This is a genomic window from Tunturiibacter psychrotolerans (genome assembly GCF_051013365.1).
GTDB lineage: Bacteria > Acidobacteriota > Terriglobia > Terriglobales > Acidobacteriaceae > Edaphobacter > Edaphobacter psychrotolerans_A.
This window is the reverse complement of record NZ_CP132941.1, coordinates 997,754-1,022,297: the sequence shown is the minus strand read 5'-3', so window position 1 is coordinate 1,022,297 and position 24,544 is coordinate 997,754. Positions and strand designations below refer to the sequence as shown.

Sequence of the window (24,544 nt, the reverse complement as noted above, 5' to 3'; positions counted from 1 at the left end):
CGATCGATTGAATCAATTAGAGATGCCAGGTTTTCGCTGGAAGATGTGGATTCGTTCATCTAGAAAGGTTTTATGTCGAAGGTTTGGTTGATTACAGGAAGTTCTCGTGGGCTTGGAAGGGCGTTTGTGGAAGCGGTACTGGAAGCGGGCGATCGCGTGGTGGCGGGGGCAAGGAATCCGGCGCAGCTTACTGATTTGGTGGCGAAGTATGGGACCCGGGTTCGTGCGGTGTCTTTGGATGTGACGAGCGAGGCGCAGGCGCAGGGCGCTGTGGATGCGGCGATTGAGAGCTTTGGTGGATTAGATGTGCTCGTGAATAACGCGGGCTATGGAAATGTTGCGCCAGTCGAAGATACGACGCTTGCGGAGTTTCGTGCGCAGATCGAGACGAATCTTTTTGGCGTGATTATTATGACGAAGGCGGTGATTCCTTATTTTCGCGAGCGCAAAGCGGGTCATATTGTTCAGGTGACTTCTATTGCAGGGCGGCTGGGGCCGGTGGGACGTGCACCTATGCGGCTGCTAAGTTTGGCGTGGAGGGTTTTTCGGAGTCGCTGTCGAAAGAGCTTGCGCCGCTTGGGGTGAAGGTGACCATTGTTGAGCCGGGTGGGTTTCGTACGGATTTTGCCGGTTCGTCTACTGAGCTTCGGGAAGGGCGCGCGGAGTATGACTCGACCGTGGGGGCGACGGTGCGGTTTCAGCGGAACTACAACGGGAAGCAGCCAGGCGATCCGGCGAAGGCGGCTGCGGCTCTTTTGAAGCTGGTGTCGATGACGGAGCCTCCGCTGCGGTTGTTGCTTGGGAGCGATTGCTATGCGGCTGCGGAGAAGAGCGCTCTGGCAACGATGGAGTCCGATAAGAAGTGGAAGGATCTCAGCGTCTCGACCGACTTCTAGTTGGCGGTGGAATAGTCTGGTAGGGATGATTGAGCGGCAGGGAGAGGCGATCGTGTTACGGGTGTGGCCGTTCCAGGAGGCGGACCTGCTGGTGAGCCTGTTTACGCGAGAGCAGGGCAGGGTGAAGGGCGTGGCTCGGCATGCGATGCGGTCGCGGCGGCGGTTTGGCGGGGCGCTGGAGCCGATGACCTATGTGCGAGCGACGTATGCGGAGAGGCCAAAGCAGGAGTTGATGCGGCTGGATGCGTTTGAGATTTTGAGTTCTCCGCTTTCGCGGCCGATCGATTATGCGCGGACGGCGGCACTGCAGTTTGTCGCGGAAGTGGTGGAGGAGGCGCTGCCGGAACAGGCTCCGGAAGATGCGGTGTTTCGGCTGGTGCTGGCGGTGCTCGACCAGATACAGGTGGGTAGGGTGTGGTTGCCGGTGATGTATTTTTCGCTGTGGATGAGCCGTTTGATGGGGTGGATGCCGGAGTTGGGGCACTGCGTCGTGTGTGGGCTGGATTTGCGGGGTGGGACGGTTTGGTATTCGGCTACGAGCGATGGGGTGACTTGTGCGGATGACCGGCGGGGCGGGAGTGTTGCGCTGTCGGCGGATTCCGTGGGAGAGGCGGTGAGGATCTTTCGCGGGACGGTGGGGGAGTTGGCGAAGGAGGATTGGCCGAAGGGGCGGGCGGCGGATCTGCGGAGATTTGCGGTGGAGACGTTGGAGAGGCATCTGGAGCGGCGGTTGGTGAGTGCGCGGGCGTTGGGGCGCGCTTAGGGAAGGTGGAGGAGAACGGTTCGCGCGCGCGAATGCCCACATCTCAAAATCGAGATATGGGGCACCCGACTGTGTGTGGTTTGGTCAACGTTTTGATGGCCGTTTGGAACGTGTTGGGCGGAGCTAGACGTGGCTCCGGCCAGATCATCCGACGGTTTACCTATCCTGGTTATGACAAGTCCTGGTTATGACAAGTCCTGGTTATGACAAGTCCTGGTTATGACAAGCTGCGACAGGCCGCTGGTCTTGAGCCTCATTTCGAAACGAGCCTCCTCCGCAGTGAACTTGCCGTGTTGGTTGGGTGGTCCGTGCGATTTGTGAAGTTGGCCGTCCATTCCAGAATGGAACATTGGCAGATGGACGGCCTTTTGTGAGCTAGTGCGTACCTGCGGCCATGGCGTCGTTGAACTGGTTGAAGAATGCGGCGTATTTTTCCGGGCCGTTTTGCTCGGAGAAGCGGAGGGGCTTGACGCGTTCGACGAGGACTTCGGCGACGTCGGGTTGGGTTTTGAGGATGTTGATGGTTTCGTTTAGGTAGTCGGCGAGTGGCATCGCGCGGGGGTCTGATGCTTGCTGGCTGCCCATGAGTTCGGTCTGAACGTACGGGGGGATGATTTCGATGACCTGTATGTTAGTGGACTTGAGCTGATAGCGGAGAGATTGCGTGTAGGAGTGGATGGCGGCCTTGGTGGCGTTGTAAGTTGGGGTCATCGCCAGGGGAATGAAGGCCAGGCCTGATGTAACGGTGAGGATGGCGGCGTGGGGCTGCTTTTGGAGATGAGGGAGTAGAGCCGCGGTGAGGCGGATGGGGCCGAGGAGATTGGTGGTTATGATGGCCTCGGCGTCGGTGAGTTCTTCGGGTTGGGCGAGGAGGTTCTCGGGACGCATGATGCCGGCGTTGTGGATGACTGCGTTGAGGTCGGGAAAGTCGGTGACGAGCTTTGCGGCGAACGCGCGGATGTTGGCGGCGTTTTCGATGTCGAGTACTGCGGAGGACATGCCGGGGTTGGCGGCGACGGTTTCGTCGAGGACCTGTTTGCGGCGGCCGGCGATGATGACGTGGTTGCCGAGTTTGTGCAAGGCCTCTGCGAGTCCGCGGCCGATTCCGGAGCCGCCGCCGGTGATGAGGATGGTGTTGCCGGTGGTGTTCATGGTGGTGGTTTCTCCTGAATTGATAGTAGGATGGTTTGTATCTATTGGGAAGTAGGCACCTGAAATATCTATACTTACTCAAAAGAGAGTGGCCAAATTTATGGCAAAAACGATGGTTGAGGCTCAGAGTAAGAGTAAGAAGAGTGCGGCGAAGGAGATCGCCGCGAAACGAAGGCCTTCGTATCCGGCGGAGAACGATCCGAAGGTCGAGGCTCTGGTGCGAGAGATCATTGCGCGCGTGGCCGACAAGTGGACGATGTTGGTGCTGGAGGTTCTGGAGGAGCATGGGGTGGTTCGGTTTACGCGACTGGGGGAGTTGGTGGGCGGTGTGAGCCAGAAGATGCTGACCAAAACGGTGAGGCAGATGGAGAGGGATGGGCTGGTGACGCGGACCGTGCATCCGGTGATTCCGCCGCGGGTGGAGTATCAGTTGACGGAGCTTGGGTCGAGCCTGGGGGAGGCATTTTGCGGAGTGTGGATTTGGGCGGAGACGCATGGTCAGGAGATTGAGCGGGCGCGGATTGCGTTTGAGAAAAATGAAGTCGAACGACGGGATTCTTTCTAGCGGATGTTCCGGCTACGCTCTGGCATACTTCTGAGATGGCGAAGGAGAGCTGGTTCGCGTTTGGGCGGGGAGCAGTGACGGGGTTTTGTGTCTGGGCCTTGTGCTTATGGATGGCGGGGAGCGTTGCGGCAAGTGCTCAGGATGCGGATGTCTTAACATTGCATGTTTATACGAACACGATCCAGATTCCTGTGCTGGTACTCGGAGAGGATCAAAGGAAGATTGCGCCGATCGCGCCGGACAGATTCAGGGTGAGCTTCGATGGTGGATCGCCGCTTCGCGCCTCGCATGTTCGTCTGGAGGGCGATGATCCGATTTCGCTTGCGATTCTGCTGGATATGAGCGGGCCGGAGCTGGAGTTATCCACGAAGCTTGAGAGCGCGATTGTTGAGCTAGCGCCGCTGTCTCTGCGGGCCAAGGATCATGTTTCCATCTACGGGCTGGATTGCGAGTTTACGCAGTATGCGAGTGACGTGCCAGCAGATGAGGAGCACTTGAAGAAGTCGGTTCATGAGGCGGTGCAGTCGGCGAGTGACCGACGACATGTGAAACCCGGTTCGAAGTGCGAGTCGCAGGTGCACCTGTGGGATGCGCTGGCCTTCGTGACCAATCAATTGTCGGGACAGCCTGGGCGGCGAGTGATTCTTGCGGTGAGTGATGGGCAGGATAGGGGAAGCACTCATAAATGGAATGAAGTAAGGGCATTCGCGCAGAATAGTGCGGTTGCGGTCTTTGGTATGAGATATGTGCCCTGGCTTTCGGATGACTCTCCAGCTATGGGCAACGTCATGGAAGATCCTTATCGTTCCATCTGTGAGCTGAGTGGGGGCCTCGTGTTTTCGGCGAACAGAGCCGATGTGGCGAAGAGGCTACAAGGCTTTGTGGCAATGGTTCGGGGGCGCTACATCGTCGAGTTTCCCCGGCCACGCAACTCGACGAAGGGGCAGCACCAGTTCGTGGTGACCATTGATAAAAGTAAGGCATTTATTCGCTCGACGGGAATCTCTGTGCCTCTCCCGGATGCGAAGGTGCTGGCTGACCCTACGACTGTTCTTCCTTCAGATCGGAACCAGGCGCCGAAGTAGGGTAGAGGGTACATACTCGAGCCACCTCAGTGAAGAGGGCCACTGAGGTGGTGCGTCACCGGAGACGAAGGCGTTGCTTTGGGCCGCGCCTCCGTTGAGCGGTTAGAATCGAAAGATTGCGGATATTGAAGAGAGAGATATGACTGGATCGGTTTCTGAGGTTGCTGGGAAGAAGCGCGCGCTGACGTTTCAGGAGCTTTTGTTTATTCTGCAGAGGTTTTGGGCGGATCGGGGTTGCGTGCTGCAGCAACCTTACGATGTGGAGGTTGGCGCGGGGACGATGTCTCCCGATACGTTTCTGCGAGTGCTGGGGCCGAAGCCGGTGCGGATTGCGTATGCGCAGCCGTCGCGAAGGCCGGCGGATGGGCGGTATGGGGAGAATCCAAATCGACTGTTTCGGCATACGCAGCTGCAGGTGATTCTGAAGCCGCCACCGGTGCGGATTCAGGAGATGTACCTCGAATCGCTGGTGGCGATTGGGATTGACCTGAAGGAACACGATATTAAGTTTGAAGAAGATAACTGGGAGTGGCCAGTGGGCGGCGCGTGGGGCGTGGGCTGGCAGGTGATGCTGGATGGGTTGGAGATTACACAGTTCACTTACTTTCAGCAGTGCGGCGGAATGGATCTGGACCCGATCTGCGGAGAGATAACGTATGGGTTGGAGAGGATCGCGGGCTTTTTGCAGGACGTGGATTCTATCTACGACATTGTGTGGGCCGTGGAGCCGGATACAGGGCGCAAGGTGACCTATGGCGAGATGCGGTTGGCCGAGGAGGAGCAGTTTTCGGCTTACAGCTTTGACTATGCCGATGTGGGGAAGCTTTGGGAGCATTTGAATTTGTATGAGGCGGAGTGCTTGGCGCTGCTGTCGCAGGTAAAGGATTTTGGCGAGATGGATGAGCTGAAGTTGAAGCGTTTTCCGGTGCTGGGAGCGTATGAGTTGGCGTTGAAGTGCTCGCATCTGTTTAATCTGCTGGATGCGCGGGGGGCAATCTCTGTGACGGAGCGCGTTGGTGTGATGGCGCGAATTCGGGCGCTGGTGGTGGGAGTGGCGAAGGCGTATGCGGCGCAGGGTGATCGAGTGAGCGAGTTGGCGAGTCAGCAAGTTAGTGGGATGGTGGGATAGAGATGGCGGATTTTTTGTTTGAGATTGGGTTGGAAGAGGTTCCTGCGCGGATGATTGCCGGGGCACAGATGGAGCTGGAGCAGCGCGTGGTGAAGATGCTGGAGCGCGAGCGGCTCGTACGGTCGGGTGCGGTGACGAAGAGTTTTGCTACACCGCGTAGGCTTGCGGTGCGGGTTGAGGGTGTCGCGGAGCGGCAGGAGGATGTGGCCGAGGAGTTGGTGGGGCCTTCGGTGAAGGTGGCCTACAAGGATGGTGTGGCGACGGCAGCGGCGGTGGCTTTTGCTAAGAAGGCCGGTGTGGACGTTGGTGAGTTGAAGACGATTACCAATGCCAAGGGAGAGTATCTTGCGGCGACCTCGGTGAAGGCTGGGCGTGGTGCTGTGGAGGTGATTGCCGCAGAGATGCCGAAGGAGCTGGCAGGGATTTATTGGGCCAAGAATATGTACTGGCGGGCGGGGCGACCGGAGAGGTTTGTGCGGCCGGTGCGTTGGATAGTGGCGATGCTGGGCTCGGAGACGGTGCCGGTGGAGTTTGGTGGATATGTAGCTGGGACAGTTACGTATGGGCACCGGGTGTTGTTTGGCGAGCAGGAGATTTCTCTGAAGGCTCCTGGTGATTATGAGGACGCGTTGCTTGGCGGCTTTGTGATTGCGGAGGTGGAGGCGCGGCGGCAGAGGATTCGGAAGGCTTTGGATAAGGTGACGCGGGCAGGCGATTCTGGCGGCTCGGGGCTGCGGTGGCGTGAGGATCATGAGCTTGTCGATAAGCTGACGCAGTTGACGGAGTGGCCTTCGGTGCTGCTGGGTGGGTTTGAGAAAGAGTATCTGGCGCTGCCGAAGGAGGTTTTGGTGACGGTGATGCGGGATCACCAGAACTACTTTGCGGTTGAGGATAAAGATGGGAAGTTGGCTCCGCACTTTCTCGCGGTGTTGAATACGGAGGCCGATGAGGCTGGGATCGCGGTGATTCGGCATGGCAATGAGCGGGTGCTGAGGGCGCGGTTCAATGATGCGAGATTTTTCTGGGAGTTTGATCAACGGGTGTCGCTGATGGACCGGGTTGCGCTGCTCGAGAACGTGACCTTTCAGAAGGATTTGGGCAGCTATTTTGCGAAGACGGAGCGGGTGCGAAAGATTGCGTCCGGGCTTGCCGGGTTGGTTGCTGCGCGGGGAGTTGCGGTGGATGCTGTGTCGCTCGACACTGCGGCATTGTTGGCAAAGGCCGACCTTACCGCGGAGCTGGTGAAGGAGTTTACGGAGTTGCAGGGCGTGGTGGGTGGGCTATATGCGCGGGCGCAAGGCTTTTCGGCAGCGGTGGGGGATGCGATCTACGACCAATACCTACCGGCGTCAATGGAAGATGGAGTGCCGAAGAAGGTTGAAGGGGCGTTGCTTGCGATAGCCGATAAGGTGGATACGATTGCGGGGATGTTCGGGCTGGGACTGGAACCGACCGGGTCGAAGGATCCATTTGCGTTGCGCAGAGCGGCGAATGGGATTGTGAAGATTTTGGCGGAGACGACGGTGGAGTTACCGCTCTCACTGGATGAGATTGCGGCGCTCGGCACCGAGGACGCTGCTGTTGTTGCGAAGACGCGGGGATTTTATGCTGAGCGGTTGGAGTTTTATCTACGCGAGGTTTGCGGGCAGGCTTATGACATTGTGAAGGCGGTGTTGGCGGCTGGCGCGAGTGATGTTCGGGATGCTGTTGCGCGCGCGGAGGCGGTTACGGCGGTGCGTGGGTCAGAGGATTTTGCGGCGGTGTCGGCTGCGTTCAAGCGGATGAAGAATATTCTTGCGCAGGCCAGAGAGAAAGAGCTTGCTGCGGCGCCGGGTGTTGATGCTGGGCTGCTAACGGAGCCTACGGAGAAGGCGCTGGCGGAGAAGTCGGCGGAGTTGGCGGAGAAGGTGAGTGCGCTGCGGGGGAAGAAGAGCTACACGGCAGCGCTCGAGCAGATTGCTACGCTAAGGCCGCAGGTGGACGCGTTCTTCGAGGCGGTGATGGTGATGGCGCCCGATGTGGCCGTGCGCGCGAACCGTTTGGCATTGCTCGAGAAAGTGCTGGGAGACTTCTCCGGGATCGCGGACTTTTCGGAGATTGTCGTCTCAGGCTAGGTGGTGATGAGCATGACGCCGAGCATGAGAAGGAAGACCGCGAAGAGCGAGCCCAAGGGGATGAGAACACCTTCGCAGAGTCCGCTCCAGTGACTGCGGTCGAGCTGACCGTCCTCGGCGCGGCAGTTGGATTGGAAGGTCGGTGCGATCTGTTGTGAGTCGATGTAGTTCATTTTATTTTCCTGTTCGAAATTCGTTTGCTCCGGCAGAACGTTTGAAACAAGCACTGCAAGATTCGGTTTCGCACAAAGGTACTGGATGCGAGATGCGAAGAATGTAGTGGAGGTTGCCATTCTACGCGGGTTTTACGTTGTTTGTCATGATGCATGCGCAGACTGTTGACGGCAAGGGTAACCTGAAAAGGCGGTGCCTTGAATGACACTTCCGGGTGATTGGTCAGACCTGCAGTTGTACTAACTCCGTGGCTTGATGGGGCAGGAAGAAATCAGCTCGTGGCAAGTCTCGTGGGGCGGGAAGCTCGCCGAGTGCCATTGCGGTTTCGTCGCAGGCGTTGCGACGGGCGCAGTGGAGGCAGTCTTTGAGGACCTTGTCGGTAAGAGCCTGACGCTCGGTGGTGCGAAAGTGGAAGTGCTCGAAGAAGTTGGGGATGCGGGTGAAGAGGCAGAGGCACTTGATGCCGCGCGCTTCGGCCTGGCGCATGAGTTCGTGAACGAGCTGGCCGCCGGCTCCGCATCCTTTGATATCGGGACGGACGACGATGGAGCGGATCTCGGCGAGGTGTGGGCCGTAGACGTGGAGAGCTGCACAGCCTAGGAACTGATGGGTGTGAGTTTCGACGATGGTGAAGGTGCGGATGTTGGCGCAGATTTCGGCGTAGGAGCGGGGAAGGAGGGTGCCGTCGTGAGAGAAGCTGTCGATCAGCTGATGGATGGCCTGGGCGTCCTGCAACTGCGCTTTGCGAGTTCTGAGGAAGAGGCTCTTGAGGTCACTGCGGAGGGTGGCGGAGCGGCGTTGCGACGGAGTGAAAGGAGTTTGTGTTGTTGTTGACGCGATGGTGGATTGGGAGCTCGGAGGTTCTAGTACAGGGGACAATGCCATAGGACACTGCGCTTTTCTCTTTGGTGAATCGTGGGCCGGGGCCGGTTGGTGAAGGTTACGGTTGGGTTTCTGGCTGGAGGAGTCGCTTAGCTGCCGTAGTGGCGGCCTTCGCTTGAGGACTCCCAGGGAATCGGAGCGAAGGTGCGCTGGAAGAAGGTGTTGTCTACGATGTAGCGCTCGTGGTTTTCGCCTTCAATGATCCAGTCGCCGGGATAGGCTTTGCGCTGGCCGGAGTCGGTGAGGATGAGGGTGGGGTGGAGGCACTGAGTTGCGTTTACAAGAAGTGGTCTGCGGGTGCGGAAGGTGTTCATCAAACTCTCCTGTCGGCTTTCGTTCTTGCCGACTTGATATATTTCAGCACTGCTTTCGTAAAGAAGGCATAAGAGATTTCGATGAAGTTCGTAAAGGACTTCGTCTTTATTTTCTTCGTTTCCTGGTGCGTCCGGGGCCTTGAAATTTGGACTCGAAGGTTCGGGCGACCGAAGCGGATTGGTTGTTCGAACGTCTCAACGTGAGAGACAGAGTGGCTTTTAGCTGGATCAAAAAGAAGCGGATTTTGTGAAGATGCCCGCTTCTGCCTGACCGCCTATGCTGAAGGTGTGCTTTTTTCCGGCGAGGATTTGACCTGTGATTGTGAGCGATCCAAAGACGCAGAGAAGGCCGGAGCTGGATGCGCTGCGGGGACTGTTCCTGGTGTGGATGACGTTCACCCATATGCCGACGCACTTCAGTGACTTTGTGAATCAGCCGGTTGGATTTGTGTCTTCAGCCGAGGGATTTGTGTTTCTGTCGGCGATGCTGGTGGGCACGGTCTATCTGCGGGAGGCTATGGAGGACGTCTCCGGTGTGATTGTGAAGCTTTGGCGACGGACGCTGAAGATTTATGGCTATCACCTATTGATGCTGGCGTTCGCGTTTACCGTGGCGGCGTTGTTTGCAGAGAAGACACACCGGGCGGCGATCTATAACCTGATCAATTTTTATCTGGCGCATCCGAAGACCGCGATCATCGGAGGTGTGTTGCTCATTTACTGTCCTCCGCTGCTCGATATTTTGCCGATGTATGTGTTGTTCATGTTTCTGACTCCGATTGCGCTGGCGCTGGGCGTGCGCTATGGCTGGAGGTGGGTGCTGGGTGGGAGCGCGATGCTCTGGATTGCAGCACAGTTCGGATTGAGGGAGCTGGTGCATTCGTGGGTGGTGCGGATCACGCACTTGCAGATTCCGCTGCAGGAGACTGGCGCCTTCAATCTGTTTGCGTGGCAGGGGGTCTGGATCGCGGGGCTATGGCTGGGAGTGAAGAGTGCTCAAGGCGAAATGCCGCTGAAGCGGGTTCCACGATATGTAGTTGTTGTGTGTGGGGTGGTTTGCGTGTTCTTTCTTGCGGTGCGGCATCACTGGTTGGGGCCTGTGTTGACGCAAGAGTCGCTGGGAATTGGATTGGACAAGTGGCAGATCGGACCGATGCGGGTGGTCAATCTGGCGGCGTTTCTGATCGTTGGCTATTGGATGCGGCGGTACCTGGTCAAGCTGATTTCGGTTGAGCCGTTCTTGACGCTGGGGAAGGCTTCACTGCAAGTGTTTTGCGCGCATGTGTTCTTTGTTTTTGTGGGGCTCGCGCTGTTGTATGAGGATGTTCCCCAGTTGCATGGTGCGCGGGCTTATGGGATGTTGTCGCTTACGTTTGCGGGACTGATGCTGGTGGCAATGCGAGAGGTGAGGCTGCGCAGAGAGGCGAAAGCTGCGGCTACAGCGGCGAAGAATGCGGCTACGGTGGCCGAGAGCGCTAGTTGACGCGTTGGAGACGGTCGATGAGCTTCTGGGCGAGAGGTTCGCCGGATTCTGTCCAGAGGAGGCGGCTGCTGATGCCGCAGTTCTTTTCAACCGAGAGGGTAAAGGCTAATAGCATCTCCACGTTTTGCTGGATGTGCTTGGTGGCGTCTTCATCGAGTTGTTCGTCTTCGAGAGTCTCGGCGAGCCAGGGCGTGTCGAGGCCGAAGTCGATGCGGATGTGGCCGTTCTGGTCGAAGCTGGCGTCGTCGAACTGCGGGCCGAAGCCGAGGATGCGGACGGTTGAGGGCTGGAGCTTCCAGAGCGGATCGAGGGCGGAGGACTCGTACTCGGGATCGACGTCGGCATCGGGGTCGAATTGGGGATTGATGTCTGGGTAGTTGGAGGTGACTTCAGGGGCCCAGAGTTTCCATCGCATCTCGAACTCGTAGGCCATGTCGTCGTGGAGCTGTTCGGTGGCTTCGGCGACAGCGTTTTCGATGATGGAACCGGAGGTGTCCTGGTTTTCTTCGGCGCGGTCGTCGTTGACGTAGATGCGTTGGTAGGTGGGTGCCTCGGTGAAGCTAATGGGGTAGACGCTGGCCGCAGCTACGCGCTTTTCTCCGCTGATGAGCGCGAACTGACGCATGACCGAGACCATCGTCGCGGGGAGGGCTTCGAGGCGGAAGTTGGGAAACCAGAGACTGAGGTAGAGCTGATCGGCCATTGGTCTAGTTTAGACCTTTTCGTTGTTTTGATGACTTGTCCTGCCGGACGGGCCCACTGCGCGTGGGGCGGTCACTTCGTGACGCGTATACCGCTTCGCTTGGCGCTCCCGCACGAAGTGACCGGAATGAGAAGATAGAAGGTGAATGAACGTTTCGGTAGAGCGGCTGCGGGTCTGGTTGCTGGCGGGCGCCGGCCTGCTGGTGCTGGTGATCGCTTCTTTTCTGGGGTATGCGCACTATCGAGCGCACCGGTTTTTGACGAATCTGCCGAAGAAGCTGGGAGTGAACGTACGCCGAGAGACCAATGGCTTTACGTACTCGCAGTCGGTGCAGGGCCGGACGGTCTATACGATTCATGCGGCTAAGGCGGTAGAACGCGCCGATGGCAAGGTAACGCTGCATGACGTGGGAATCGTGCTGTACGGGCGGAAGGAAGACCGGGCCGATCGAATCTACGGAAAAGAGTTTGAGTACGACCAGAAGAACGAAATCATTCGTGCCGATGGGGAGGTGCATATTGATCTGCAGGCCCCTGCGGCGGCTGATGCGAACGCGAAGATGGACTATGCGGCAGGAAAGGACTTGCATCAGAAGGCTGAGCAAAAGCAGGAGCATGAGGCTAAGGATGGACGGCTGATTCATGTGACGACGAGCGGGCTGGTGTTTTCGCAAAAGCAGGGTGTGGCCGCGACGGACAACGATATCGAGTTTGAGACAGGTGGACTGACGGGACACGCCGTGGGGGCGGATTACAACTCTGATTCGGGAGTAGTGGTGCTCCACTCGGCGGTGAGGGTGACTGGGCTGGAGCGTGACAGGCCGGTGGTGTTGACGGCGTCTCGTGCGGAGTTGGATCGGCAGCATGAGAGAGCGTTGCTGACTCAGGCGAAGTATGTCGCGTTGGGCGGCAAGGGCGGTGCGGGAGAGACCGCGGAGGCGAGAGATGTTGTCGTGCATCTGAGGCCGGATGGAACGGTTGAGCGAGTTGAGGCTGAAGGAGACGTCAAGCTGAGGAACGGGTTGGGTAGCTCGATGGAGGCTCCGCGGGGGGAGATGACGTTGAGTGCGCAGAGTCAGCCGCAATCGGCGGTTATGCAGGGCGGGGTAAAGTACACGGCTGATGAACCGCTGCGACAGGGTAAAGGAGAGGCGGCCGAGGTACGGACTGCGTTTGACAAGGCGGGTCATCCGGAGCATGTGGTGATGACTGGCGCGGTGCATTTTAAGGAACGGGTTCGAACGGATGCGACGAGTGAAGAGACCTGGGGGGAGCGAGAGTTGAACTCTGGACAGATGGATGTGACCTTGTCTGCGGATAAAGCGGGGAAGACACTGCTGCGAGACGCGAAGGCCACGGGAAGTGCGCATTTGAAGGTGGTGAATCCGGCTGTCAAGGGTGGCGGGCCGACGAGCAGCGCTTTGGCGGGGGATGTTTTGACGGCTCATTTTGTGAGAGTGGGAGATGCGGACCATCTTGCGGAGGTGCATGGAGATGGACATACCTCGATGCACAGAGTGGATGCGAAGGGAGTGGTCGAAACGAGCTCTGGGGATTCTTTGGTGGCGTACTTCAAACCAGTGATTGCGGGTGCGACGCGTGGATCGGACGGCAAGGGGCAGGGGGCGGATGAGATTTCGAGCGCAACCGAACAAGGTCATGTGGTGATGACGGAGCTGCCGGTGAGGAAGCCGGGGGACTCGGCCGCGCCGGTTGAAGAACGCGTGACGGCGGAGCGCGCGGTTTACGACGGCGAGTTGGAGCGGACAACGTTGACCGGAAATGTGCAGGTGAGCGACGGAACGAGTGTGCTTTGGGCAGATCGTGTCGTGAGCGAGCAGAAGACAGGGGACGCCACTGCGGATGGTTCGGTGAAGGCGAGTTTTAGTCAGGCGGGCAGTGCGCAAGAACCGGCGCACGTGCTGGCGGCAAGGGCAGAGCTGAAGCATGACTCGCAGGTAGCGATATTTTACGGAGTGAATGGCAAGCCTGCGCGATTGTGGCAGGGGGCTTCGCAGGTCGATGCTCCGGTGATTGAGTTTGAACAGAAGCATAAGAGACTGCTGGCGCATGGCGAGGGGCCTGGTGCTCCCGGGGCAGTGCATACGGTGTTGGTGAGTGGTGGGTCTAACGCGAAACCAGAGGCGGCCAAGGCTGGCAAACAGGTGGTTGGTGGGAAGACGAGCGTGGTGCGGGTGGTCAGCCGGGAGTTGGTGTATTCGGATGAAGCGCGGAGGGCAGACTTCACGGGCGGGGTGCAGGTGGATGGCTCCGACGGAAGTATGCGGGGGGAGCGGGCTGTGGTTTATCTGCAGGCGGCGAAGACGGCGGTTGCGGGGGGTGCTGCGGGGGAAGGGTTTATGGGCGGCAGTGTGGAGCGAGTTGTGGCGAGTGGGCATATCGAGATGCAACAGCCCGGCAGGCGGGCGAGCGGAGAGCAGTTGGTGTATACGGCCAGTGATGGCATGTTTGTTTTGACTGGAACAGCGAAGGTGCTCCCGAAGGTTGTGGACGACCAGCGAGGGACCGTGACGGGTACGTCTTTGCGATTCCATGCTGGGGATGAGAACGTCGTGGTTTCTAATGAAGGAGACAGTGGCGTGGGGCAGCACGTGCGCACGGAGACGCGGGTGAAGAACAAGTAATGAAGACATTATCGACGGAGGAGATAGGCAAGTCGTACGGCGGCCGCCAGGTGGTGAAGGGGGTGAGCCTCCAGATCGAGCAGGGCGAGGTGGTGGGGCTGCTGGGCCCGAACGGTGCGGGGAAGACGACGAGCTTTTACATGATCGTTGGGCTGGTACGGCCGGACGCTGGGCGAGTGTTGGCGGATGGCCATGACATCAGCCGGTTGCCGATGTATCTGCGGGCGAGGAACTATGGCATCAGCTATCTGCCGCAGGAGCCTTCGGTATTTCGCAAGCTGACGGTGCAGGACAATATTCTGGCGGTGCTTGAGGCGCAGCAGTTGAGCTGGGAGAGTCGTCGGACGCGCACCGAGAAGCTGATTGAACAGCTGAATCTGGGGCATGTGCGGAAGACACGGGGTTATGCGCTGAGCGGGGGAGAGCGCAGGCGGGTGGAGATTGCTCGGTGCCTGGCGATCGAACCGGCATTTATTTTGCTGGATGAGCCCTTTTCGGGAATCGACCCGATTGCGGTGCTGGATCTGCAGGAGATTATCTTCGGGTTGAAGAAAAGCGGGATCGGGGTGTTAATCACCGACCACAATGTGCGAGAGACGCTGTCGGTGACGGACCGCGCTTATATCATTGCGGAAGGGAAGATTTTTAAGACGGGAACGCCTGGGGAACTGGGGCGGGATCCTGAGGTGCGACGGATCTATCTGGGCGAAAACTTCTCGATGGGTTGAAGGCTGCGATCTTTACAACTTCTGTTGTAAGTCGGAGATGCTATCGGTGCAGGGCGCTCAGCCTTTGACAGCGTTAGACTTACAGCCAGATCGAGATAGGCGTTAGACTATGGCAAAGCCCAGGGAATAGCGCTCTGTTGTAATTAATTGCACAATGAGCACGAGACGTGCCAAACGGCGCATTCAGAGCAGAGTTAAAGTGATCGAGTCGAAGAGGGGTTAAAGTGCTGCTGCAACCGAAGCTGAACTTGAAAGTCTCGCAACGACAGGTGTTGACGCCTGGACTGGTGCAGATGGTCAGCGTATTGGCGTTGAACAAGCTTGAGCTCAGGGAGATGATCAACACCGAGATGGTGGAGAATCCGGTGCTGGAGGAGTTGGAGGAGACGGTCGTTTCGCTCGACGAGAGGTCGGGAATTGAAGGAGACCGGGAGCGATCTGCCGAAGAGGTTGCGGCGGAGAGCGAAAGGGTAGAAAAAGACCCGTTCGATGAGATCGATTTTGGCAGCTACTTTCAGGATTATCTTGATCCGGGTTTTCGTACAGCCTCCAATTTTGAAGAGTACGACAAGCCTTCGTTCGAGAACTTTCTTTCGCAACCGAGTACTTTGAGTGACCATCTGGCGTGGCAGCTGGGATCGTTGACGCTGAGTCCGGAGGTCCGGGCGGCTGCAGAGCTCGTTGTAGGGAATCTGAACGAGAATGGCTATTTGACGGCGAGCGATGAGGAGTTGGTCGAGGCTCTCATGCAGATGCGGGAGCCGGAACGGTCGGAGCCTATTCCATTTGAGCGGGGAAACAGGAGTAAGCCGCCTCATGTGTGGGATTTTCCTGAGGTTGGTGGTGGGGAAGACGGCGCTGTGGAGGATGGGGCGGTCGATTTAGCGGCTGCGTCGGACGAGACGGTTGGACCGCTTTTAGCTGCCGTTCACGAGGCGCGGAAAGTGGTGAATTTTCTTGATCCGGTTGGAGTGGGGTCGAGAGACTTGCGGGAGTGTCTGCTGATTCAGATATGTGCTCAGCAGGGTGAGGCATCGTTGGTACTTCGACGCCGCCAAGCTCACGCAGAGGCTGCGGCTGCAAAAAACGGTGCGGCTAGTGAAGAAGATTATGGCGCGGTAGAGGCAATTGCCGCTGCTGATGCTCCCGGACGCGAGGACGTTTTCAGTATTGCGACCCACATTGTGACGAACTGCCTGCCGTTGCTGCAGAAGAAAGATATGCGCGAGCTGACAAGGAGCTGTGGACGCACGGCGGATGAGGTGAATGCTGCGGTTGAGTTTATCCGGACGCTCGATCCGAGGCCGGGGCAGCGCTATAACCAAAGCGAAACGCGGCTCATCGAACCGGATGTTGCGTTTGTGAAGCGCGATGATGTCTATGTCGTATTGATGAACGAAGAGGATATGCCGACGCTTCGGTTGAATCAGGGATATCGCAAGATGCTGCAGCAGAAGCAGACGGAGAAAGAAGTCAAGGAGTATGTGAAGGAACGATACAAGTCGGCGATTCAGCTGCTTCGAAATATAGAGCAGAGGAAGAATACGATCGTGCGGACTTGTGAGGTGATCGTTAGACGGCAGCAGGAGTTTCTCGAGCATGGCGTGAATGCGCTTAAGCCGATGATGATCAAAGAGGTTGCGGAGGAGATCGGAGTGCATCCTTCGACGGTCAGCCGCGCGGTGGCGAACAAGTATGTTCATACTTCGCAGGGCGTATTCGAGCTGCGCTTTTTCTTCTCCGAAGGAGTGAATGGGCCGGAGGGCGGCGATCTGCCGCTGGTTCTGCTGAAGCGCAAGGTGAAGAAGCTGATTGAAGAAGAGGATGAGCGGAAACCTCTAACCGATGATCAGCTGGCGGCAGAGCTGCAACGGCAGGGGATTCAGGTGACCCGCAGGACGGTCGCGAAGTACCGGGAAGATATGCAGATTCCAAGTACGCACCAACGTCGTGTACGCTGATCGTCTGCGAGAGATCCGGATCGATCGCAGGGACGAGGTGAACGTATGGACGTGGAGTACACCGGCAGACAGACCACCATCACAAAGAAATTGAAGTTACAGGCTGAGGAAGGGCTGGCGGCGATTGCGAAGATTGTCGGCAATTCTGCTAGCGTGCATGTGATTCTTTCCACGGACAAATATCGTCAGATCGCCGAAGTGACGGTAAAGACCAAGCACCAGAAGATGGTGGCGCGGTGCGAGGATACGGAGATGATCGTCGCGTTGCATGACGCGCTCGCGAAGATCGAACAACAGGCGATCCGCCATAAGAAGAGGTATGGGACGATCAAGCGGCATCCGAAGACAGATTCGAAGGCCGCGGCGGCTGAGGTTGCGGCGCCGGCTGCAAGGAAGACTGCCATGGTGAAAGTGGCGACAAAGACCAGCGTGGGACGTAAGGCGGTGCCGATGCTGGTACATTCCTTTCCATCGCACTCGCCGCTTGCGGAGCCGCATGTGGTGCGTTCGAATGAAGCCGTTGCGCTGAGGCCGATGTCGGTGGAAGAGGCGGTGAAAGAGGCTGCGTTTCGTGACCGCGAGGTGTTTGTGTTTCGCGATCACGCGGGACAGGCGATGGTGCTCTATCGTAAGCGTGATGGAAAGATGGAGCTGATCGAGGTTCCTTGAACCGAGGTGCTAGGATTTCTGCATGGCGAGGAAGCAGGTCGGAAAGAGTTCTGTGAGGTCGTCCGCGAAGGCAAGCAGGAAGAAGGTCGTAGCGGCCGTGCTTCCGAAACATCAGGGAGAGTTAGTTATTCTGACGGGGCTTTCCGGGTCGGGAAAGCTGTCGGCGCTGAAGACGTTTGAGGACCTGGGCTATTACTCAGTCGACAATCTGCCGCTGGAGTTAGTGCCCCGCTTCGCGGATCTTGTGCGGCAGTCCGCGGAGATCAAACGTGCAGCGCTGGTGGTCGATGTGCGTGAGGGAATGCGGCTGGATGAATTTCCGGCAATTCTAAAGAAAGTCCGCAAGGTACTTCCGACACGGGTGCTGTTCCTGGAAGCTAGTGAGGACGCGCTGATTAGGCGATTTTCTGAAACACGCCGGCCGCATCCGATGGGACGCAGCGATACGGTGGTGAAGTCGATTCGAGCGGAGCGCAAGCGGCTCGACCCGATTCGCAACGTCGCCGATATTGTGCTCGATACTACCAAGTTCAACGTGCATGATCTTCGGGCGCATATCAACTCACAGTTCGAACGCGAGGAGACTGGCCGGGGTTTGGTGATCTCGTCCAACAGCTTCGGTTTCAAGAATGGTGTGCCTACGGAGGCGGATCTTGTATTCGACGTGCGCTTTCTACCGAATCCTCATTTTGTCCCGGAGTTTCGCAAGCTGACGGGAAAAGATCCCAGGGTGGCGAAGTACGTGCTGCAATTTCCGCAGACGAAAGAGTTCCTGGATAAGACTACGGAGATGTTGAAGTTTCTCTTGCCTCACTACATCAAGGAGGGGAAGAGCTACCTGACGGTGGCGTTTGGATGTACTGGTGGGCAGCATCGGTCGGTCTTTATTGCGGAAGAGATGAAGAAGCGATTGGCGCAGGAGGGGTATCGGGTGAATACCGCTCACCGCGATATGCCGAAGTAGCAGGCCGCGGAATTGCTGGAGCGCAATAGAATAGTAAGATGCGCAGTGCGATGGCAACGATCGGGAGAGTGACGGCTTGAAGCGCATCTGGCGGTTGCTCCTGTACGTTCGCCCGTATGCTCTTTACTCTTTGGCGTCGGTGGTATTGATGGCAGTGGTGGGCGCGATGGCTGCATTCCGCGTCTTGTTGGTGAAGCCGATCTTCGACAATGTACTCAGTCCGGATGCTTATACGCATGACGTGCTGGTGTTTCCCCATGTGCCCGTTCTTGGAAGACCTCTGAACCTGCACTTTTTAGTGCCCAGTTCGTTTCACAATGCGTGGACGGTGGTGGCGTATGCGTTGGTCGTCTCTGCGCTGGTGAAGTCGGTATGTGATTACGCGGGCACATACATGGTGAACTACGCAGGTTTCGGAATGATTACCGACCTGCGGAATGACTTATACAACGCAGTGTTGAGACGGTCGGTGGGGTTCTTTCAGAAGCACACGACGGGCACTTTGCTGTCGACGCTGATCAACGATATAGAGCGCGTGCAGACGGCCATGTCGAGTGTGCTCGGTGAGTTTTTGCAGCAGATCTTCACGCTGATTTTTATGATTGGCGTGGCGATTTTTTATGGCGGGAAGCTGGCCTGGGTGCTGCTGCTGTTCGTCCCCGTGGTCATCTCTTCGGCGCGGCGGATAGGAAGGAGAGTGCGCCAGACTACGCGCAAGGGCCAGGACAAACTGGCGGAGATACAAAATATTCTCCACGAGACGATTACGGGGAATCGAATCGTGAAGGCCTTCGGGATGGAGTTGTGGGAGATGAACCGTTTTCGGCGCGCGGCACGGCGATTATTCAGCGCCAACCTGCGGTCGGTGAGCGTACAGGCCATTAGCTCTCCTTTGATGGATGGACTGGGTTCGGTTGCAATAGCGCTACTCCTACTGCTTGGGCGCGAGCGCATCAAGAGCGGCTCGATGACGATCGGGTCGTTTATTTCTTTTCTGATAGCCGTGTTTACGCTATATGATCCCGTGCGTAAGTTCGCTCTGTTTTATAACAGCTTTCAGCAGGCGTTGGGTGCGAGCGAAGAGATCTTCAAATTTATGGACGCGCAGGATGATGTACAGGAGAAGAAGCGCGCCTTTGTGTTGAAGGGCTTCGAAGAAGAGATTCGATTTGAAGATGTCGGCTTTGCCTATGAAAGCGATGGAGAAGTGAAGCAGGTTCTGCGCGGGATCAATTTGAATGTGAGGCCAGGGGAGGTCATTGCGTTTGTGGGGCCGAGTGGTGCAGGGAAGTCTTCGCTGGTGAACCTGATCCCACGATTCTTTGACGTGAATGAAGGAAGGATTTTGCTGGACGGACACGACCTCCGCGACGTGACGATTGCGTCGCTGCGGGAGCAGATTGGCAAGGTGACGCAGGAGACAGTGTTGTTCAATGACACGGTGCGGAACAATATTGCGTATGGTCAGCCGGATGTGCCGATGAACAGAGTGGAAGAAGCGGCGCGGATGGCGCTGGCGCATGAGTTCATTCTCAACATGCCCGATGGGTACAGCACGATGATCGGTGAGAAAGGGACCCGACTGAGTGGGGGAGAACGCCAGAGGCTCGCGATTGCGCGAGCTATTTTGAAGAATGCTCCGATCTTGATTTTGGACGAGGCAACGTCCGCGCTCGACATGGAGAGTGAACAGTTTGTCCAGGCGGCGTTGGCGAATCTAATGCAAGGGCGGACCGTGTTCGTGATTGCTCATCGGCTGTCGACAGTGCGTCGAGCCTCTCGGATCGCGGTGATTGAAGCTGGGAGAATCACGGAGATCGGTACGCATGATGAGTTAATGCAGCAATCGGGAACCTATCGACGGCTTTACAACATGCAGTTCAGCGAGGATGACATTGCGCCTGCCAGCAGCGAGGGCGCTTTGCAGGTCGGGTTGGAGGGGATTGCGTGAGGGATATTTACTCGATGACTGGGTATGCCAGTCTGCGTGGTTCGGTGCAGGATAGCGTCGGGTTTACGTTAGCGATGAAGAGTGTGAATCACCGGTTTCTGGATCTTCATCTCCGGCTGCCTGGTTCCTGCGATGGGCTGGAGGTTCAGTTGCGCAGGATGCTGAAGGAGAACCTGCGGCGGGGACATGTCGAGGTGACGCTGCAGGTGGAGCGCAGGGCTAACGTTGAGATTCAGCTGAACCCGGGATTGCTCGAGGCCTACATACAGGCCTTTCGCGAGGCTGCGAGATTGCATGGAGTAGTGAGCGAGCCGGACCTGAATGCGATGCTGCGGATACCGGGTGTGATGAGCACTGAGAGTGTCAGTGGAGCGGCTGAGGTTGAGGGTCTTGAGGCAGCGGTGCTCGCGCAGATTAGGCCGTTGATTGGGAAGCTGAACGAGGGGCGAGCGCTTGAAGGTGCTTCGCTGGCTGCGGAGTTGAAAGCTTCGATGCTGCGGCTGCAGGCGTTTGCGGAGGAGATGGCAGCCTTGAGGAATGGAGTGCGCGAGGCGCAGTTCGAACGGCTGCGTAGTCGGCTGATGGAGCTGACACAGGGCGTTCCGGTAGGTGAGGAGCGGCTGCTTGCGGAGGCTGCGGTGCTGGCGGAGAAGAGCGACATCGAGGAGGAGATCGTTCGTCTGCGGACGCATGTGGAGCGCTTTGTGGCGATGCTGGAAGAAGGTGGAGAGCTGGGCAAGCGGCTGGACTTTCTGCTGCAGGAGCTGAACCGTGAGGCGAATACGATGTTGTCGAAGACCAGCGGCGCGGCGGGTGAAAACAGTCTGCGGATTACGGAGCTGGGACTCGAGATGAAGGCGGAGATCGAGAAGGCGCGTGAGCAGGTGCAGAATCTGGAGTAGTTTGTGTCGTTCGATTGTTAGACTGGCAGAAATAAGTCGAATAGGTGATTGAGGCGCATGGCAGGAATACTTTTTATCATTTCGGCGCCGTCGGGTTCGGGAAAGTCAACGCTGGTGAGTCAGCTGCGGACGCTGGTGGAGGGGTTGGATTTTTCGATTTCGTATACGACGCGGGCTCCACGGGGGTCGGAGACGGATGGGCGGGAGTATCACTTTACGACTCGGCAGGAGTTCGAGCGGATGATTGCGGAGGGAGACTTTCTGGAGTGGGCGGAGGTCTTCGGGAACTACTACGGGACGGCAGTATCTGCGCTGGCGCATGCGAAGGATGCGGGGAAGGACCTGTTGCTGGACATCGATGTGCAGGGCGCGATGCAGGTGATGAAGAAGATGCCGGATGCGGTGTCGATCTTCGTTCTTCCGCCGAGTCCGGTGGTGCTGGAGATGCGGCTGCGAAATCGGAGCGAGGCGGAACATGTGACCTCTGAGAAGGTGATTCAGAGCAGGTTGGCCGAGGCTCGGACAGAGTTGAAGCGAATGTGGGACTACAAGTATGCGTTGGTGAATGATGTTCTCGACCAGGCTGTCTCTGAGATGCGGGCGATCGTTTTGTGCGAGCGCGGCGAGCGGGACGGAGTGCGGGCGCTTGCATCGAGTTGCAGGACCGACGCTGCTTCTCCTCGCCTGAAGGCTGCATTGAGTACCTTTCACGAATAAGTGCTATTTATCCACTACGAATTGTGTATGGCTTTTCAGTGCGGTGAGTTATAACTTCTGCATCGGGGTGAAACGCATGACGATTGAAAATGCTTTCCACAATAAGTACAGCCTGGTTAAAGGTGCGGCGCGTCGGGCGCGGCAGCTACAGTCCGGCGCCTCTCCTCTGATCGTGGCCAAGTCGATGAAGGCTTGCCGCGTAGCACAGGATGAGATCAAGCAGGGACATGTGAAGTTTGTTCTGCCGGAGCGTGTTGTAGAGCCAGTGCTCGATCTTCCTCCGCAATAACCGCGATACCATAGAGCCATGGCAGGTGAAGCAGAGCAGCAGCTGCGGGCTTACGTGGAATATCTTCGCGACATGGGCGTCCATGACTTCTATCGTCAGGGCGAGCCGGTGTATGGTGATGCCACGGCTATTCATTCGGTTGCGACGGTCGATCTGGCTGCTGTTGCCGAAACTATGGTGGAGACGCAATCGCTGCCCACGAAGGCGGCGGTCGTCGAACATCAAGTCGTTGAACGTCAAGTTTCTTCTGTTCCAATTGCTGCTGCCCAAAGTTCTCCTGTCCCAAGTCGACCTCAATTTCTGGAGCCTCCGATTGCGAAGCTTGTGAGTTTCGACGATCTAATTCCCCTGCCTGCGACCCGCGTGGATGCGGCGCATAAGGCAGAGGCGTTGGCTGCGATTCGTGCTGAGATTGGCGACTGTACGCGGTGCCCGCTGGCATATGCGGGCAGGCGAACGATTGTATTCGGCGATGGCGATGCCAACGCGCGGTTGATGTTTGTCGGCGAGGGGCCGGGCGCGGATGAAGATACCTCGGGAATCCCGTTCGTCGGCAAGGCTGGGCAACTGCTCAACAACATGATTCAGGCGATGGGCCTGAAGCGTGAGCAGGTTTACATCGCGAACATCGTAAAGTGCAGGCCGCCGGCAAACCGGGTTCCGGAGCCGGTCGAGGCGAATACGTGCGATCAGTTTCTGTTGCAGCAGATCGACGTGGTGCAGCCCCAGGTGATCGTGGCGCTGGGGTCTACGCCTGCGACGTACCTGCTGGGTGTGAAGCAGTCCCTGAGCGCCCTGCGGGGCAAATGGCATAGCTGCAGGGGAGCGAAGCTTGCGGTGACGTACCATCCGGCGTTTTTGCTGCGTGATCCCGGGATGAAGGGTGAGGCGTGGAAGGATCTGCAGAGGGTGATGGCGGAGATGGGGTTGAAGGGCGCTAGTCGAGGTTGACGGTCCGGGGGTACCCCCCGGTTGCCTGCGTGTAAGTTACTTATTTTGAATGATATAAGCGCTACCTGCCTCCCTAAATTCGTCTAAATAAAAGGGTTGCGGCTAAATTCGTCCAATCAAAGGGTTTAGGTGCTGAATGACGAAAAGCCCGAGCAAAAGCTCGGGCTTTCCTATCTCTATCCAGTTTACAGAATGCAAGATAACTAATACGCCAAGCCTATGTTTATGATTCGGCTTAGTTTATGGGCTCAAGGGGCTTGACAGATGTTTTCGTCTTGATTGGAAGGGCCGACCGCGCCATTTGCTGTGAATACCGACTGAGACAGGTGCCCATTCTTCAAAAGAAAGCCCGCTCTTACGAGCGGGCTTTCAAGCACCGCGCCGACTATGGCTTCAGCGCAGACTCGATCGCCGAGATCACCTGTGGCGAATCCGGCGTCACGTCCGGCTCAAAGCGGGCGATCGGCTGGCCGTTGCGGGCGATGAGGAACTTGGTGAAGTTCCACTTAATCTCGCCGCTAACGTTGGGCGCCGCAGTGAGGTACTGGTAGAGCGGCGTCTTATCGTCGCCCTTTACCGAGACCTTCGCCATCATCGGAAACTTCACGTGGAACTTGGCGTTGCAGAACTCTCGGATCTGAGCGTTGGTGCCGGACTCCTGGTTGCCGAAGTTGTTCGCCGGCACGCCGACGATTACCAGGCCTTTGTCCTTGTACTTCTCGTAGACGGCCTCGAGCGCGGTGTACTGGGGCGTGAAGCCGCAGGCGCTGGCGACGTTCACCACCAGCAGCACCTTGCCCTTGTAGGCACCTAGAGTGGTGGGGTCACCATCGATGGTGCTCAGTTTGAAATCGTAAACGGGCGCGCCGGCACCGGCCACGGCCACGCCGCTGAACACTAAGAACATCAGCATCAGGTAGATCTTTTGCACGGGCGACTCCAGAAAATCGTTATGTGCCCAGTGTAACCGTGCGGCTGATTTTAATTGTCAGCGCCGTCGCCGATGTTCGTGCCAAGTGTCATGGGCGTCGATAATGCCAGACGGCCAGCAGGACGAAAAACGGAGATTTGGGATTTCGTGACGAACTTGCCGATAACCAGACTTCCGGGGAACGGCCACAAGGCTTACCTAACACCCCAAAGCACTACGCCCAGGTTGTAGAACAAATGCAGAGCAAAGCAACAGCAAGTCGAACGACTCACAACACGAACGACTCCAAGCGCCAGGGCCACTGTTAAGACAATCAGTTGATGCTGAGGGTGCAGGACAACAAAGGCGATAGTGACGACTCCAGCGCTGAGAGATGGGTTTAGCTTGCTGTTGAGGCCACAAAACAGAATGCCGCGGAAGTAAATCTCCTCCATCAGAGGCTGGAGAATGACGGTTCCGAGAAGCACTAGAAGGAGGAGCCGGTTTACCGCAGTCACGTGCAGCGAGAGATCGATTCGCTGTGTCAGAATAAATCTCGTGAGAAAGCAACAGCAGATACCAATCAGGCCCGCTGCTG

The 24,544-nt window shown here is 57.5% G+C and carries 23 protein-coding genes and 1 pseudogene; 17 read left to right on the top strand and 7 right to left on the bottom strand.

Annotated features, from left to right (window positions below; all coding sequences use genetic code 11):
- Positions 1–72 precede the first annotated feature (72 nt).
- A pseudogene (locus RBB76_RS04105) lies at positions 73–896 on the top strand (oxidoreductase).
- A 25-nt stretch (positions 897–921) separates the two neighbouring features.
- Positions 922–1,659, top strand: coding sequence for a DNA repair protein RecO (gene recO / locus RBB76_RS04100; RefSeq protein ID WP_429628674.1), 738 nt, complete (start codon positions 922–924; stop codon positions 1,657–1,659).
- 375 nt (positions 1,660–2,034) lie between these two features.
- Here recO and RBB76_RS04095 read toward each other — a convergent pair whose 3' ends face one another.
- On the bottom strand, positions 2,035–2,811 hold the full coding sequence (locus tag RBB76_RS04095) for an SDR family oxidoreductase (RefSeq protein ID WP_429628675.1): 777 nt from the start codon (positions 2,809–2,811) through the stop codon (positions 2,035–2,037).
- Between the two features lie 100 nt (positions 2,812–2,911).
- Between RBB76_RS04095 and RBB76_RS04090 the strand changes: the two genes are divergently transcribed.
- The 4 genes from RBB76_RS04090 (at position 2,912) to glyS (ending at position 7,704) form a co-directional block, all read left to right on the top strand.
- Positions 2,912–3,376 carry a winged helix-turn-helix transcriptional regulator gene (locus RBB76_RS04090; protein ID WP_429628676.1) on the top strand — a complete coding sequence of 155 codons (465 nt, stop codon included), beginning with the start codon at positions 2,912–2,914 and terminating at the stop codon, positions 3,374–3,376.
- Positions 3,377–3,411: 35 nt separating this feature from the next.
- A complete protein-coding gene (locus tag RBB76_RS04085) occupies positions 3,412–4,461 on the top strand; it encodes a hypothetical protein (protein WP_429628677.1) in 1,050 nt (349 codons plus the stop codon).
- Positions 4,462–4,600: 139 nt separating this feature from the next.
- A complete protein-coding gene (locus RBB76_RS04080) occupies positions 4,601–5,590 on the top strand; it encodes a glycine--tRNA ligase subunit alpha (protein ID WP_429628678.1) in 990 nt (329 codons plus the stop codon).
- A 2-nt stretch (positions 5,591–5,592) separates the two neighbouring features.
- Positions 5,593–7,704 carry a glycine--tRNA ligase subunit beta gene (gene glyS / locus RBB76_RS04075; RefSeq protein ID WP_429628679.1) on the top strand — a complete coding sequence of 704 codons (2,112 nt, stop codon included), beginning with the start codon at positions 5,593–5,595 and terminating at the stop codon, positions 7,702–7,704.
- Here glyS and RBB76_RS04070 read toward each other — a convergent pair.
- The 3 genes from RBB76_RS04070 to RBB76_RS04060 all read right to left on the bottom strand — a co-directional run bounded on the left by RBB76_RS04070 (position 7,701) and on the right by RBB76_RS04060 (position 9,074).
- Complete coding sequence (locus tag RBB76_RS04070) at positions 7,701–7,877, bottom strand: hypothetical protein (protein ID WP_429628680.1); 177 nt, start codon at positions 7,875–7,877, stop codon at positions 7,701–7,703. The genes glyS and RBB76_RS04070 overlap by 4 nt on opposite strands.
- A 223-nt stretch (positions 7,878–8,100) precedes the next feature.
- Positions 8,101–8,763, bottom strand: coding sequence for a GNAT family N-acetyltransferase (locus tag RBB76_RS04065; protein WP_429628681.1), 663 nt, complete (start codon positions 8,761–8,763; stop codon positions 8,101–8,103).
- An 86-nt stretch (positions 8,764–8,849) separates the two neighbouring features.
- The gene (locus RBB76_RS04060; protein WP_183980970.1) at positions 8,850–9,074 is read right to left on the bottom strand and encodes a hypothetical protein; all 225 of its coding nucleotides are present in this window, start codon (positions 9,072–9,074) and stop codon (positions 8,850–8,852) included.
- A gap of 322 nt (positions 9,075–9,396) precedes the next feature.
- Here RBB76_RS04060 and opgC point away from each other — a divergent pair, with 322 nt between their 5' ends.
- The gene (gene opgC / locus RBB76_RS04055; protein ID WP_429628682.1) at positions 9,397–10,557 is read left to right on the top strand and encodes an OpgC domain-containing protein; all 1,161 of its coding nucleotides are present in this window, start codon (positions 9,397–9,399) and stop codon (positions 10,555–10,557) included.
- On the opposite strand, the gene RBB76_RS04050 is transcribed toward opgC, so the two are convergent.
- Positions 10,550–11,260 (bottom strand): hypothetical protein, encoded by a 711-nt coding sequence (locus RBB76_RS04050; RefSeq protein ID WP_429628683.1) that lies wholly within the window; start codon positions 11,258–11,260, stop codon positions 10,550–10,552. The genes opgC and RBB76_RS04050 overlap by 8 nt on opposite strands.
- Positions 11,261–11,405: 145 nt before the next feature.
- Here RBB76_RS04050 and RBB76_RS04045 point away from each other — a divergent pair, with 145 nt between their 5' ends.
- The 10 genes from RBB76_RS04045 (at position 11,406) to RBB76_RS04000 (ending at position 23,036) form a co-directional block, all read left to right on the top strand.
- Positions 11,406–13,904, top strand: a complete 2,499-nt coding sequence (locus RBB76_RS04045; protein ID WP_429628684.1) for an LptA/OstA family protein — start codon at positions 11,406–11,408, stop codon at positions 13,902–13,904.
- Complete coding sequence (gene lptB, locus RBB76_RS04040) at positions 13,904–14,632, top strand: LPS export ABC transporter ATP-binding protein (RefSeq protein ID WP_183980974.1); 729 nt, start codon at positions 13,904–13,906, stop codon at positions 14,630–14,632. The genes RBB76_RS04045 and lptB overlap by 1 nt, the downstream gene beginning before the upstream one ends.
- Before the next feature lie 224 nt (positions 14,633–14,856).
- Positions 14,857–16,593: an RNA polymerase factor sigma-54 gene (rpoN, locus tag RBB76_RS04035; RefSeq protein WP_429628685.1), complete on the top strand. Its 1,737-nt coding sequence runs from the start codon at positions 14,857–14,859 to the stop codon at positions 16,591–16,593.
- A gap of 45 nt (positions 16,594–16,638) precedes the next feature.
- On the top strand, positions 16,639–17,262 hold the full coding sequence (gene hpf, locus RBB76_RS04030; protein WP_429628686.1) for a ribosome hibernation-promoting factor, HPF/YfiA family: 624 nt from the start codon (positions 16,639–16,641) through the stop codon (positions 17,260–17,262).
- A 22-nt stretch (positions 17,263–17,284) separates the two neighbouring features.
- Positions 17,285–18,226 (top strand): RNase adapter RapZ, encoded by a 942-nt coding sequence (rapZ, locus tag RBB76_RS04025; RefSeq protein ID WP_429628687.1) that lies wholly within the window; start codon positions 17,285–17,287, stop codon positions 18,224–18,226.
- Positions 18,227–18,302: 76 nt separating this feature from the next.
- Positions 18,303–20,177: an ABC transporter ATP-binding protein gene (locus tag RBB76_RS04020; RefSeq protein WP_429628688.1), complete on the top strand. Its 1,875-nt coding sequence runs from the start codon at positions 18,303–18,305 to the stop codon at positions 20,175–20,177.
- Positions 20,174–21,079, top strand: a complete 906-nt coding sequence (locus RBB76_RS04015; RefSeq protein ID WP_429628689.1) for a YicC/YloC family endoribonuclease — start codon at positions 20,174–20,176, stop codon at positions 21,077–21,079. Before RBB76_RS04020 ends, RBB76_RS04015 begins: the two co-directional genes overlap by 4 nt.
- A 57-nt stretch (positions 21,080–21,136) precedes the next feature.
- On the top strand, positions 21,137–21,796 hold the full coding sequence (gmk, locus tag RBB76_RS04010) for a guanylate kinase (RefSeq protein WP_429628690.1): 660 nt from the start codon (positions 21,137–21,139) through the stop codon (positions 21,794–21,796).
- Positions 21,797–21,872: 76 nt separating this feature from the next.
- Positions 21,873–22,085: a DNA-directed RNA polymerase subunit omega gene (gene rpoZ, locus RBB76_RS04005; RefSeq protein ID WP_183980981.1), complete on the top strand. Its 213-nt coding sequence runs from the start codon at positions 21,873–21,875 to the stop codon at positions 22,083–22,085.
- Between the two features lie 18 nt (positions 22,086–22,103).
- The gene (locus RBB76_RS04000; RefSeq protein ID WP_429628691.1) at positions 22,104–23,036 is read left to right on the top strand and encodes a uracil-DNA glycosylase; all 933 of its coding nucleotides are present in this window, start codon (positions 22,104–22,106) and stop codon (positions 23,034–23,036) included.
- 385 nt (positions 23,037–23,421) lie between these two features.
- Here RBB76_RS04000 and RBB76_RS03995 read toward each other — a convergent pair whose 3' ends face one another.
- Complete coding sequence (locus tag RBB76_RS03995) at positions 23,422–23,967, bottom strand: glutathione peroxidase (protein ID WP_429628692.1); 546 nt, start codon at positions 23,965–23,967, stop codon at positions 23,422–23,424.
- A gap of 194 nt (positions 23,968–24,161) precedes the next feature.
- Positions 24,162–24,464: a CPBP family intramembrane glutamic endopeptidase gene (locus RBB76_RS03990; RefSeq protein WP_429628693.1), complete on the bottom strand. Its 303-nt coding sequence runs from the start codon at positions 24,462–24,464 to the stop codon at positions 24,162–24,164.
- Positions 24,465–24,544 lie beyond the last annotated feature (80 nt).